General features: G+C 27.3%; 10 protein-coding genes and 2 pseudogenes. 4 read left to right on the top strand and 8 right to left on the bottom strand.

All coding sequences use genetic code 11. The features are described 5' to 3' along the window. Positions 1–18: 18 nt before the first annotated feature. From metK to AMYT_RS02770, 3 genes are all read right to left on the bottom strand, one after another. On the bottom strand, positions 19–1,236 hold the full coding sequence (gene metK / locus AMYT_RS02780) for a methionine adenosyltransferase (RefSeq protein WP_228197885.1): 1,218 nt from the start codon (positions 1,234–1,236) through the stop codon (positions 19–21). 101 nt (positions 1,237–1,337) lie between these two features. Next, positions 1,338–3,140, bottom strand: coding sequence for a glutamine--fructose-6-phosphate transaminase (isomerizing) (glmS, locus tag AMYT_RS02775; RefSeq protein WP_114841046.1), 1,803 nt, complete (start codon positions 3,138–3,140; stop codon positions 1,338–1,340). Between the two features lie 81 nt (positions 3,141–3,221). After that, positions 3,222–3,989, bottom strand: a complete 768-nt coding sequence (locus AMYT_RS02770; RefSeq protein ID WP_114841045.1) for an inositol monophosphatase family protein — start codon at positions 3,987–3,989, stop codon at positions 3,222–3,224. A gap of 82 nt (positions 3,990–4,071) precedes the next feature. On the opposite strand from AMYT_RS02770, the pseudogene AMYT_RS15215 reads away from it, so the two are divergent. The 4 genes and pseudogenes from AMYT_RS15215 to AMYT_RS02755 all read left to right on the top strand — a co-directional run. After that, a pseudogene (locus AMYT_RS15215) lies at positions 4,072–4,602 on the top strand (hypothetical protein); the annotation flags it as partial. 261 nt (positions 4,603–4,863) lie between these two features. Then, positions 4,864–5,511: pseudogene (locus AMYT_RS15210) on the top strand (HD-GYP domain-containing protein); the annotation flags it as partial. After that, positions 5,511–6,101 carry a YkgJ family cysteine cluster protein gene (locus AMYT_RS02760; RefSeq protein ID WP_114841044.1) on the top strand — a complete coding sequence of 197 codons (591 nt, stop codon included), beginning with the start codon at positions 5,511–5,513 and terminating at the stop codon, positions 6,099–6,101. The pseudogene AMYT_RS15210 and the gene AMYT_RS02760, both read left to right, overlap by 1 nt. A gap of 65 nt (positions 6,102–6,166) precedes the next feature. Next, positions 6,167–6,499, top strand: a complete 333-nt coding sequence (locus AMYT_RS02755) for a GNAT family N-acetyltransferase (protein WP_114841043.1) — start codon at positions 6,167–6,169, stop codon at positions 6,497–6,499. Positions 6,500–6,808: 309 nt separating this feature from the next. Here the strand turns inward: AMYT_RS02755 and AMYT_RS02750 are convergent, their stop codons facing one another. The 5 genes from AMYT_RS02750 to AMYT_RS02730 all read right to left on the bottom strand — a co-directional run bounded on the left by AMYT_RS02750 (position 6,809) and on the right by AMYT_RS02730 (position 12,887). Continuing rightward, positions 6,809–7,756, bottom strand: a complete 948-nt coding sequence (locus tag AMYT_RS02750) for a hypothetical protein (RefSeq protein WP_114841042.1) — start codon at positions 7,754–7,756, stop codon at positions 6,809–6,811. A gap of 8 nt (positions 7,757–7,764) precedes the next feature. Continuing rightward, positions 7,765–9,237, bottom strand: a complete 1,473-nt coding sequence (locus AMYT_RS02745) for an MBOAT family O-acyltransferase (protein WP_114841041.1) — start codon at positions 9,235–9,237, stop codon at positions 7,765–7,767. A 720-nt stretch (positions 9,238–9,957) separates the two neighbouring features. Then, positions 9,958–11,583 carry a chaperonin GroEL gene (gene groL / locus AMYT_RS02740; RefSeq protein WP_114841040.1) on the bottom strand — a complete coding sequence of 542 codons (1,626 nt, stop codon included), beginning with the start codon at positions 11,581–11,583 and terminating at the stop codon, positions 9,958–9,960. 61 nt (positions 11,584–11,644) lie between these two features. Further along, positions 11,645–11,902 (bottom strand): co-chaperone GroES, encoded by a 258-nt coding sequence (groES, locus tag AMYT_RS02735; RefSeq protein WP_114841039.1) that lies wholly within the window; start codon positions 11,900–11,902, stop codon positions 11,645–11,647. A 121-nt stretch (positions 11,903–12,023) separates the two neighbouring features. Then, complete coding sequence (locus tag AMYT_RS02730) at positions 12,024–12,887, bottom strand: polyprenyl synthetase family protein (RefSeq protein WP_114841038.1); 864 nt, start codon at positions 12,885–12,887, stop codon at positions 12,024–12,026.

Below are 12,887 nucleotides of genomic sequence, written 5' to 3'. Positions count from 1 at the left end.
TATAATCCTTTTAAACTTTTATTTTAAATTTTTAAATATTTCTACTGCGTCAAGTTTTTCCCAAGGATAATCACTTTGTCCAACTTGTCCTCTACTTGCCACATCTGCATATAAAAATGTTTCAGCAGAAGGTTTATCTAATCCAAATTTTTCAGTAATCCATCTTGGTGTTAAAGGGAAATTTTCCATTACAAATTCAGATAATTTATCATCATCAATTTTTGTAAATGTTCCCATTGTATCAACAGCTACAGATGTTGGCTTTGCAACTCCAATTGCATAAGAAATTTGTACAATTGCTTTTTTTGCAAGTCCTGCTGCAACAATTTGTTTTGCAACCCATCTAGCAGCATATAAACCACTTCTATCAACTTTTGTATAATCTTTTGAACTTTGTGCTCCACCACCAATAGGTGCATATCCACCAAATGAATCAACAATAAGTTTTCTTCCTGTTAATCCACTATCATGTAATGATGAGTGAGATACATATCTTCCTGTTGGGTTAATATGAATAATTGTACTATTTTTATCATACATATTTGTAGGAAGTCCAGTATCATCAATTAAACCTTGAATTAACTCTCTTACTTCTTCAATTGGCATACCTTCAACAGAAGGTGCACTTACAACTATAGTATGAATTTTTTGTGGTTTACAATTTTCAAAATTCTCTTTTGTACCATAATCAACAGTAACTTGTGTTTTAATATCAACACCAAGTTTATGTTTATGATTTAAAGCATAATTATACACTTTATCACATAACATTCTAGCATAAGTTATTGCTGCTGGCATTAAATCTGCTGTTTCAGTTGAGGCAAAACCAAACATAATTCCTTGGTCACCTGCTCCAATCTCTCCAGATTCTTGATCAACACCTTGATTAATATCAGGACTTTGTTGATTTAAAAGCACTTGAACTTTCACATCATCTGGATGTAAACATTGTTCTTTTGTAAATGATGCATTTCCATCATAACCAATTTTTGCAAGGGCGTCTTTAACTAATTTTTCATAATCAGTTTGTGTTAATTGGCAAGTTGATTTAACTTCACCACCAATTACTACATGCTTACCTGCAACAAATACCTCTGAAGCAACTCTACTATTGCTATCTTCTATTAATAATTTATCAACTATACTATCTGCAATTATATCAGCACACTTATCAGGGTGTCCTGGACTTACAACTTCTGAAGTGAATAAATATTGTGTCTGTTTTTTGTTTTCCATCTTTGTTTTCCTCGTAGGTTTTCCATTTTTGTTTTCCATTATTTTTAATTGCACCTTATTGCTGCCCAAAAAATAATAAATATGGCAGCAAGTTGAAATATCTACTCAACAGTAACAGATTTTGCTAAATTCCTCGGCATATCAACATCATTTCCTAATCTAATAGATATTTCCATTGATAAAAGTTGTAATACAACTAACATTTCAAAAAATTCTAACATATAATGTTCTGTTTCATTTATTTTTATAAAATCATCACTTAATTCAAAGTCAAGTGGAGATATTGAGCAAATTGTACTATCTCTAGCACTTAATTCTTCAACATTTGATTTAACTTTATCATAAAGAAGATTTTTTGGCATAAGTGCAATTGTAAATAGCTCTGGATCAGCTAAAGCAATTGGACCATGCTTCATCTCACCTGCGGGATAACCTTCCGCATGTAAATATGAAATCTCTTTAAGCTTTAAAGCTCCTTCTAAAGCTAAAGGATAAAAAACATCCCTTCCAATAAAGAAGAAGCCATGACCATGTAGGTACCTTTTAGATAATCTTTTAGTTTTTTCATGAATTTTATCACTAATTATTAAAGCTTTAGGAACTTCTCTTAAAGCTAATAATTCTTTTTGCATCTTTTCACTTGAAATACTATTTCTAATTTTTGCAAAATATAATGATAATAGCCATAAAACAATAGTTTGAGTTGAAAAAGCTTTTGTTGAAGCAACACCTTTTTCAATACCTGCTCTTGTTAAAATAGTAAAATCAGCAAGTCTAGTCATAGAAGAGTTATCAACATTACAAATAACTAAAGTTTTTAAACCTGCTTTTTTAGCCATTTTAAGTGCTTCTAAGGTATCAGCTGTTTCACCACTTTGAGAAATTACTATAAAAAGCGTATCTTTTGATAATAAAGGCTCTTTATATCTAAACTCACTAGCAATTTCCACATGACATTTAATTTTACTTAATCTTTCAAAAAAGTAAGAAGATGTCATCCCTGCATGGTAACTTGTACCACAAGCACAAATTTTTATCTCATTTATACCTTCAATAATAGAAGGCTCAATTTCATCAAAAGTTACAGTATTATCTTGGATTCTTCCAAGCATACAATCACTTACAACATCACTTTGCTCATAAATTTCTTTTTCCATAAAAAATCTAAAACCATTTTTTTGAGCAAACTGTTTAGATTCAGGTAAAGTGCTCCAAGAAAATTCATCTGTAAAAAACTCTATATTTTCAGCACTAGCAACTCCACCAACTTTATCTTCAAGATAAACTACTTTTTTAGCTAAACCTATAAGTGGAGCATCTGAAGAAGCAAATAAAACTTCTTTTTCTTCATTTCCTTTAGCAACAATTAAGGGGCTTCCATGTTTAAAAAAGTAGATTTTATCTGGATTTGCTTTTGTAATTAGAAGAATAGAAAAAGCTCCTTCTAATTGTGAAATTGTATCTTTAAAAGCTTGTGTTGTATCATTGATTTTATTATTAATATTTTCAAATAAGTGAACTATTACCTCTGTATCAGTTTGAGAGATAAATTTATGTCCTTTTTTTATCAAGTCATCTTTTAATTCTTTATAGTTTTCAATAATTCCATTGTGAACCACATAAGAATATTCTCCTAAATGTGGGTGTGCATTTAATTCAGTTGGTTTCCCATGTGTTGCCCATCTAGTATGTCCAATACCAAGATTATAATCATTTTCTAAAATATTTTTAGTTTTTTCTTTAAGATTTTCTAATTTTCCTAAAGCTTTATAAACTTCTATATTTTCACAGTCTAATAAGGCAACTCCAGCAGAGTCATACCCTCTATACTCAAGTTCTTTTAGTCCATCTAATAAAACTTTTGTTGTTTTCTTTTTACCAATATAACCAACAATTCCGCACATTAAAATTTGACCTTAGTTTTAATTTGAAGCTATAATTTTACAAAAAAGTATCTAAGTTTCTTCTTTTATGTTACTTTTTTACTAAAAATGCTTTAATAATTTTTTATGAATTTTTCCATTTGTAGCAACTATATATTTATCTTTAAATAAAGTATATTCTTCTGCTTTTTCATTACTTACTTTTCCACCAGCTTCTGTTAGAATAATTATTCCAGCACTTACATCCCAAGCTTTTAAATTCATTTCATAATAACCTTCATACACACCTTTTGCCACATAACATAAATCCAAAGAAGCTGAACCTAGTCGTCTTATATCTTGACAAGCAGGAAGAATTGACTTAATTTGTGTCACCACTAAATTTAAATCTTTTTTATTAGTTCCACTTGTATAAGGAAAACCTGTAGAAATTAAAGCTTTTTGAAACTCTTTTTGTGTTGAAACCTTTATCTTTTTTCCATTTAAATATGCACCTTTTCCAACTTTTGCATAATATAACTCATCTAAAATTGGATTATATACCACACCTATAAAAGGCTTTTTATTTTTATAAACTCCAACTGATATTGCAGTATGAGGTACACCATTTACAAAATTTGTAGTTCCATCAATAGGGTCTATAATAATTGAATTATTAAATTCTAAATTACTATTATCAGACTCTTCTGCTATTATATTAAACTCTTTAAAAGTTTTTGAAAATTCTCTTTTTAAATACTCTTCAACAGCAACATCATATTTTGTAACTAAATCTTTTTTTGCTTTAAAAGATACTTTTTTATTTTTATAGTATCCCTCTTTTAATATCTTTGCTGCTTCTTTTATTATTTTAATTAACTCTTTTTTCATTTTACCACCAATCTTTTCTTTAAAGTATTAATAATACTAAATAATTCTTATGATAAAATTTAAAAAAATTATAGGATAGAGATTGCAAGCAACTAAATATACCATACAAGACTTACTAAATTTTAAAACTAGAGTAATTTTATATCTTTTTTCCCTTAGTTCCATAGTCTTTTTACAAACTTTTTGTACTAATATTTGCCCCTTTATAGATGGTCTTCAACCCTTACAACTTTTAAGAAACTTATTTATAATATTTATCTTACATCTATTATATAGAGAACTTTTATACTATATATTTAAAGAAAATATTAAAAATTTATCTTTACCAAGACAAGCTTATTTTCTAAGTATTATTTCATGGGTTTTAGCAGGGATTAGTGCTTTTATTTTACACAATTATTTATATCCCAATTTCCCTATTTCAAGTCATTTGAAAATCTTTTCAAGTTATATAACTTTAGGTGCAGCAATATTATGCCAACTTGAATATATAATTTTTGAAAAAAGATATAAAGAAATATCAAAAGATATACAATATACAATTTTTAATGAAAAATTATCAAGAAGAATAATTGAAACTTTTTTAATTTTTACTGTTGCTCCAATAATAACTTTACTTTTAATTGTAAGAAGATTTAATCTTGATGGAGTAGTTGATGAACATGTAACGTTAGAGCTTTTTTATGTGGGTTCTTTAATGTTAATTTCTGCAATTATTTTAGCTATCATTTTTGCAAAAGTTTTAAAAGAAGATACAAAAATCATTATAAATAATATAAAAAATGTAAAAAATAAAGAGTATTTAAATACAAAAACTATAAATAGACCTGATGAATTAGGGGAAATTTCTTATGCTATTAAAGAGATGTCAGCTTCAATAAAACAAGGAATTTGTAAAATTGAGGATTTAAATGAAGAGATTATAAATACTCAAAAAGAGATTATTTATACTATGGGGGAAATTGCTGAAACAAGAAGTAAAGAGACAGGGTTTCATGTAAAAAGGGTTGCTGAATACTCAAAACTTTTAGCTTTAAAGCTTGGCTTACCTAAAGAAGAAGCCGAATTACTAAAACAAGCCTCTCCTATGCATGATATTGGAAAAATAGCCATTGCTGATTCTATTTTAAATAAACCTGGAAAATTAACTTTTGAAGAGTTTGAGATAATGAAAACCCATGCACAACTTGGATTTGAAATGCTAAAACATTCAAATAAACCTATTTTAAAAGCTGCAGCTATTGTCTCTTTAATGCACCATGAAAAATGGGATGGGACAGGATATCCAAATGCTTTAAAAAAAGAAGATATACATATATATGGAAGAATTACAGCAGTTGCAGATGTATTTGATGCTTTAGGAAGTGATAGAATTTATAAAAAAGCTTGGGAAGATGAGAAGATTTTTAAGCTATTTAAAGAAGAAAAAGGTAAACACTTTGACCCTAAAATTATTGACTGTTTCTTTGAAAATTTAGATGAAATTCTAAAAATTAGAAAATCATTAAAAGATATATATTAATGAAGTCTTTTAAAAAAGTTGAAAATGAAACTATATATTTTAGTTCTTGTGAAAATTGTGAAGCCCAGTGCTGTAGTGGTAAAATGGGAAGCTTATATGCACAAATTATTTTAGAAGATTTTGAAAAATGTAGTAAATATTTTCCTATTTTATTTATGTTTGGAGAGCTAGGATACTTAAAGCCTGTGATTTTATTATCAAATGGAAAAGATTTTTGTAAATATATAAAAGATTTAAAATGCTCAATTTATGAAAATAGACCCTCAATATGTAGAAACTATCCTTTAAGTGCCCACTTAGATAATCATATTTATTTAGATACTACTTGTCCTGCATTAGGAGATAAGGGTAAAATAGTTTTTAAAAATGGTATTTTAAATAAGGATTTCAATACTTATAAATTTGAAGAATATCAAGAAAACTATATAAAAACACACTTTAATTTTGAAAACTTTAATAAAAAAGAAAACTTAACTAAAGCTATAACTTTAAAAGCAATAGATTTTTATAAATTTAAAGAGGATTTTAATAACAAATTTATAAAGTTACATCTTCAATCTTTAAAAAATTTAGATAGTTACTACTTATAATTATTATTGACACTTTTTTGTTTCTTTTTTTTGGCAAAATTTTGTACTTTATTTAATGAGGTACTTTGAAAGCAAAATTTTTAAATAATAAAATTTATATAAAAGATGAAGATAAAGCCTATTTAAATGCAAATATTATTGATGAAAATACTATTTTTATTGAATTATTGAAAGTTGAATATAAATATAGAAATAAAAAAGTAGCTTCAAATATGATGGAAAAATCTATTGAATATTTAAAAACAAAAGGCTTTAAACAAATCTATTTAAATGCTCTTCCTTTGGACTCTTTTTCTCCACCTTTAGAGAAATTAAAAACTTTTTATAAAAAATTTGATTTTAATGAAATTCAATCTTTAGATAACTCAAATGCAAATCTTATGCTAAAAGTAATTTAATATTAAAAATTAATTTACTTTTAAGTATATAAAGTGCTATACTTACTTTATCCAAAAGTAACGGAGGTACTTAAAATAGGAGTTTTAAATAGATAGAATATTTAAAAAACTTATCACTGTTACAAAAAAAACATAATGTAAGTCATTAGTAAAGACTTGGGAGAAGAGTTTAATTTTCTCTAACATTTATGAAAAGAAAAGGGGAAAAAGATAGTTATCTTTTTCCCCTTTTTTATTTTAGATACTTTTTTTTGTTCTAATATATCTATTTAAATTTTTTATAAAAAAGGCACATCTTTTTAAATAGTATTATTTTGAATTTAAAATACATTTATTAATTAGCATAGTTGATTCAATACTTCCTTTATATAAATGAGAAGGATCTCCAAACATTGAATCATTCATGTAGAAAATTTTATTACATACATTAATATTTAAACTTTCCACATAAAATGAGTAATTTCTTTTATAATCTTTTGTAACTTTTTTATATGATGATTCATTAAATGGCATTGTATAATAGAATATTTTAATGTTATTTTCTTTAGCAAGACTTATTAACTTTCTCATATACATATCAATAAGTGGTGAGTATTTAAAATCAGTATTTTCTATTTCTTCATTTAGACCACTATTCCCATTATTTTTTCCATGATAATGATGACCAAGATTATAATTCATTTCATCAATTATTTTTGTATAATAAAGAAATCTCAAACTTAAAATACCTTTTATAAAATTTTCTGAATAAAGAAATAGATTTCTATAATCTTTAAATGTTCTTTTTGTACCTAAGGTAATATCATCTTTTAACAAATTAGCATTATTTTCAACTTCTTCATATTCCTCATTTGTGAAAAGTTGATGTTTTACAGTATATTTCCAATAAGAATCTTGTTTTGTAAGGTGAAAGGGAGCATAACTTAATATAATATTATCAGGCTTTATGTTATTAAGAAGATACTTTTTTAAAATGAAATAACCTTCTATAGGTGTACTTCCACTCATTGACAAATTTATAGCATTTAATGGATTTTGATATGCTTTGGGAATAAAACCTGATTGAACTCTAGAATCACCAAGTACAATGGTACTATATTTAATATTTTGCTTATTCAATACTGTATTCATTACAAATACTCTCATAGGATAATCTTTTGAAAGAAAGAATTTTTTTTCTTTATATGTTACATAAGTAAAAATACAAAAACAAAAAAACATAGTTATAATCAAAATAGAAATAAATCTTTTGTACATATAATTTCCTAAAAATTGAAATATAGAAATTCACTTTCTGAACCAATAAACATAACACCTACAAATAAAAACACTCCACATAAAACACCATAAAATATAATATTATCTTTAGAGAGTCTAAATCTATTTATTCTTTGATTTGTATTTCTAAATACTAGTATTAATATAAATCCAAAAAGTAACCAAAGGGGAGTGAAATTATCACCTTTTATATTTATAACAAAATTACCAAATTCAATTCCATAGTGATTTAGAAATGCCAATTTACCAGATAATATATTTGGTAAATTTATTCCACTTAAGCCAAGCATTCCACTTAATACTTTAAGAGCATCATCCCATTCTTTAGCTCTAAAAAAGACCCAAGCAATGTTTACAAAGTTAAAAGTAACTAACCAAGCAAGCCAAGTGTATAATTTAAATCCTAAACTACTCCAAGCTCTATGAAGTACCAAAGCAAATCCATGTAAGAATCCCCAAAATATAAATGTCCAACCAGCTCCATGCCAAAATCCACCAATAATAAATATAGCCATAAGGTTGATATATGTTCGAAAGTTTCCTTTTCTATTACCACCTAAAGGGATATAAATATACTCTCTTAAAAATCTAGTTAAAGTAATATGCCACCTTCTCCAAAAGTCTTGTATATCAGTAGCTTTATATGGGGAATTAAAATTGATTGGTAACTTAATGTTAAATAAAAGTGCTGCTCCAATAGCCATATCTGTATAGCCACTAAAATCGAAATATAACTGAAATGTATACGATAAAGAAGTTGCCCATGCTTCAAATAAACTTAAAGTAGTTGCCTCATCAAAACCTGCTGTAGCCCATACCGCAAAAGTATCAGCCATTACAACTTTTTTAAATAATCCAATTGAAAAGATAAACAAACCAAAAGCAATATTTTTATAATTGATTACTTTATTTCTTACATTAGCAAATTGAGGCATCATTTCTTTATGATGAACAATCGGGCCAGCTATTAATTGAGGAAAGAATGTAACGAATATTGCATAATTCATAAAATCATACTCTTTTATTTTACCTCTATAACTATCAACTAAATATGCTATTTGTTGAAATGTAAAAAATGAAATAGCTAATGGTAATGCTAAACATAACAGTGCTATTTCTGTTCCTAAAACAAAGTTTACATTTGAAATAAAAAAATCTGAATATTTAAAATATCCCAATAAAGCAATATTGGCTACTATTGCTATAGTAAGTAATTGTTTCTTTGAAACTTTCCTATATTCTTTATTTTTTGTCAGAGATGTTCCAATTACATAGTTAAATATCATTGAGATTAATATAAGAGGTAAATAAATTGGATTCCACCAACTGTAAAAGAAAAGTGATGAGGCAACTAAAAAAAAATTTGAAGCTTTAGTTAATCTCTTTTTATTAAGATAAAAATATATAAAAAATGTAAATGGTAAAAAAGCAAAAATAAATTCATATGAATTAAAAAGCACAATCTCTCCTGTGATAAACTAAACTACCACTCATAAATAAAAATATATTATAAAGGATATGAAAATTGATGATGATTTTAGCTAACTATATATATAAGTATAATTAATCTTTAATATTATTATAGATATTTGAAATTGGCTGTTTTACCCATTTTAAAATTTCAAAACAATTCATATGAGATATAGAAATTAAAATAATTTTTGATAGGAAATGAGTTGGGGAAAAATGCTTTATTAATTTTTGGGGGTAACTTTTTTAGACTTACTTAGACAAATTTAGACACCTTAATTTTGATAATATTACTTTTTTCTTTCATAATGCGTTTGTATAAATAGCTCTAAAACTATTTTAGTATCTACTATCTCAAATACTTTTTTATTATATGGCCATTCTCCACCAAAACCTTTAAATTTTTACCCATAATTAAACTATCAATAGTATCAATAAAATTTAAAAAATTAGTTTGAGTTTCTCCGTCTATTGGTACGATACTTAATCATCAACACTACCATTTTTATCCGCAATATATCCATCTTAACTAACCGCTATATATACTTTATTTGACAAAAAAATCTTTCACTTCTTTTTATTGATTATAAATGAATATAAAATTAGAAATTATATTCCCACAATGAACTTAGTCAAAATTAGACAACTGTGGTGGTTAGAAATATAGTCATTGTATCCATAAAGGATACAATGACAGATATAGACATCTATTACATCATACCTGGCATACCCATTCCGCTCATATCAGGCATAGCTGGTTTTTCAGATTTTATTTCAGTAACTGTTGCTTCAGTTGTTAATAATAAAGAAGCTACAGATACAGCATTTTGCATTGCAACTCTTTCAACTTTAGCTGGATCTACAATACCAGCTTCAAACATATCAACATATTCACCAGTTGCTGCATCAAATCCATAAGTAGGACTTTGTGCTTTTTCAACTTCATTTACAACAACACCAGCATCATATCCAGCATTAATTGCAATTTGTTTTAAAGGTGCTTTAATAGCTCTTAATACAATATCTGCACCAATTTGCTCATCACCTTCTAAATTTAAAGATACTCTTGAAGCAGCTTTAATTAATGCTGCTCCTCCACCAATTACAATACCTTCTTCAACAGCAGCTCTTGTTGCACTTAAAGCATCATCAACTCTGTCTTTTTTCTCTTTCATTTCTGTTTCTGTTGCAGCACCAACTTTAATTACAGCAACTCCACCAGAAAGTTTTGCAAGTCTTTCTTGTAATTTTTCTCTATCATAATCACTTGTTGTATTTGCTATTTCATTTCTAATTTGATTTACTCTAGCTTCAACAGCACTTGTTTCACCTGCACCATTTACAATAGTTGTATTATCTTTATCAATCACAATTCTAGAAGCAGTACCAAGAGTCTCTAATGTAGCGCCATCTAAAGTCATTCCCATCTCTTCAGAAACAACTGTACCACCTGTTAATACAGCAATATCTTCTAACATTGCTTTTCTTCTATCACCAAATCCTGGAGCTTTAACAGCAGCAATATTTAATGACCCTCTTAATCTATTTACAACTAAAGTTGCTAATGCTTCACCATCAACATCTTCTGCAATAATTAAAAGTGGTCTTGCTGTTTTATTTACAGCTTCTAAAATAGGTAACATCTCTTTTAAATTTGAGATTTTTTTATCATATAATAAAATAAATGGATTAGCCATTTCAGCAACCATTTTCTCTGAGTTAGTTACAAAGTATGGAGATAAGTATCCTCTATCAAATTGCATACCTTCAACAACATCTAACTCATCAGAGATTCCCTTAGCTTCTTCAACAGTAATAACTCCATCTTTTCCTACTTTATCCATAGCTTCAGCAATCATAGAACCAATTGCTTTATCAGAGTTTGCTGAAATTGTAGCAACTTGTTCAATCTCTGTTTTATTTGCAACAACTTTTGAAGAAGCTTTAAGTTCAGCTAAAATAGCTTCGCAAGCTTTATCCATTCCTCTTTTTAATGTAATAGGATTAGCTCCAGCTGTTACATTTCTTAGTCCCTCTTTAAAAATTGAGTATGCTAAAACTGTTGCTGTTGTTGTTCCATCTCCTGCTTCATCTGCAGTTTTTGAAGCTACTTCTTTTACTAATTGAGCTCCCATATTTTCTAAAGTGTCTTCTAATTCAATTTCTCTTGCAACTGATACACCATCTTTAGTGATTGCAGGTGCACCAAAAGATTTTTGTAATAATACATTTCTTCCTCTTGGTCCCATTGTTACTTTTACAGCATCTGCTAATTTCTCTACACCTGTAAATAATTTATTTCTTGCAACATCACTAAACATTACTTCTTTTGCCATATTAATTCTTCCTTTCAGTTATATAAATATTTTTTGTAAATAAATTGCTTTGCAACTTATCTTACATTACTCCAATAATATTTTCAAGATTTAATACTAAATATTCTTCACCCTCAAGAGTAAATTCAGTACCTCTATATTGCTCAAATACTACAGTGTCTCCAACTTTAACATCTTCAACTTTTGAACCAACTGCTTTTACAACTGCAGTATGAGGTTTTTCTTTTGCATTATCAGGAATATAAATTCCACTTGCTGTTTTATTTTCAACTTCAGTTCTTTTCACAAGAACTCTTTCCCCTAATGGTTTAAAATTCATTATAGTATCTCCTATCAAGTTTTTAAATTAAATTAGCACTCTATTTTTTTGAGTGCTAAATTTTATAAAATTTTTCTTTTTTTGTCAAGTAGTTTGAGCATATTTGACTAAAAGTTTTTCACTATTTTTTATGTCTATGTAGATATTTTGAAAGTAGCTCTTTTAAAGCATCTTGTAAGTTAGTATCAAAAGAGTTTAATTCCTCTTCACACTTAAATGCAAGTTTATTAGCTGCACTTATTGCACCTTCCAAACCTAAAAGGTTTACAAAAGAGTTTTTAGCAATATCATTTTGTGTTGTTTTTCCAGCTTCTTCTTCAGTTTGCGTCTCATCAATAATATCATCTTGTATTTGAAATAGTAAACCTATATCCAATCCAAATTTATACAATCTCTCTTGTAATGCTAAATCAAGTTCACAAATAATTGCTCCCATTTTAAGAGAAGCAGCTATTAATTTTGCTGTTTTATGAAGATGTAAAAACTCCAATTGATTTAGTTCTAATTTATGATTTTCATAATGGCAATCTATTGCTTGCCCAATAATCATACCATCAATTCCACCATCACTTGATAATGTTTTAATTAAATCAACTTTAATATCATTGCTTAATGAAGCATTTGCAATAAGATTAAAGCTATGTGTATTTAAAGCATCACCAACTAAAATTGCTGTTACTTCATCATATTTTTTATGTAAAGTTTGAAAACCTCTTCTTAAATCTGCATTATCCATTGCTGGCAAATCATCATGCACAAGTGAATAAGTATGTAAATACTCTAAACCTAAAGCAACTGGCATAGAGTTACTTAGCAATAAACTTTTATATGCTTTAACAATAGATAATAAAAGCATAGGTCTAAATCTTTTACCACCTGCTTTTAACATATCAGCTAAGGCATTTTCAAAGTGAGGATGAAAGGTATTTGAAGAGGGAAGATTATTTAATAAATAATCTTCAAATTTAACTAATAATTCTTTCAT

Origin of the sequence: Malaciobacter mytili LMG 24559 (assembly GCF_003346775.1) — a bacterium.
Classification (GTDB): domain Bacteria; phylum Campylobacterota; class Campylobacteria; order Campylobacterales; family Arcobacteraceae; genus Malaciobacter; species Malaciobacter mytili.
Note: the sequence above shows the minus strand (reverse complement) of the source record. Positions and strands in the feature narration are given on the sequence as shown.

Excerpts from the sequence above, each read along its gene's own strand:
- AMYT_RS02770 (WP_114841045.1), bottom strand. The coding sequence starts at position 3,989 with ATGAAAAAAGAGTTAATTAAAATAATAAAAGAAGCAGCAAAGATATTA.
- AMYT_RS02750 (WP_114841042.1), bottom strand. The coding sequence starts at position 7,756 with ATGTACAAAAGATTTATTTCTATTTTGATTATAACTATGTTTTTTTGT.
- AMYT_RS02730 (WP_114841038.1), bottom strand. The coding sequence starts at position 12,887 with ATGAAAGAATTATTAGTTAAATTTGAAGATTATTTATTAAATAATCTT.
- groES (WP_114841039.1), bottom strand. The coding sequence starts at position 11,902 with ATGAATTTTAAACCATTAGGGGAAAGAGTTCTTGTGAAAAGAACTGAA.
- AMYT_RS02760 (WP_114841044.1), top strand. The coding sequence starts at position 5,511 with ATGAAGTCTTTTAAAAAAGTTGAAAATGAAACTATATATTTTAGTTCT.
- metK (WP_228197885.1), bottom strand. The coding sequence starts at position 1,236 with ATGGAAAACAAAAAACAGACACAATATTTATTCACTTCAGAAGTTGTA.
- glmS (WP_114841046.1), bottom strand. The coding sequence starts at position 3,140 with ATGTGCGGAATTGTTGGTTATATTGGTAAAAAGAAAACAACAAAAGTT.
- groL (WP_114841040.1), bottom strand. The coding sequence starts at position 11,583 with ATGGCAAAAGAAGTAATGTTTAGTGATGTTGCAAGAAATAAATTATTT.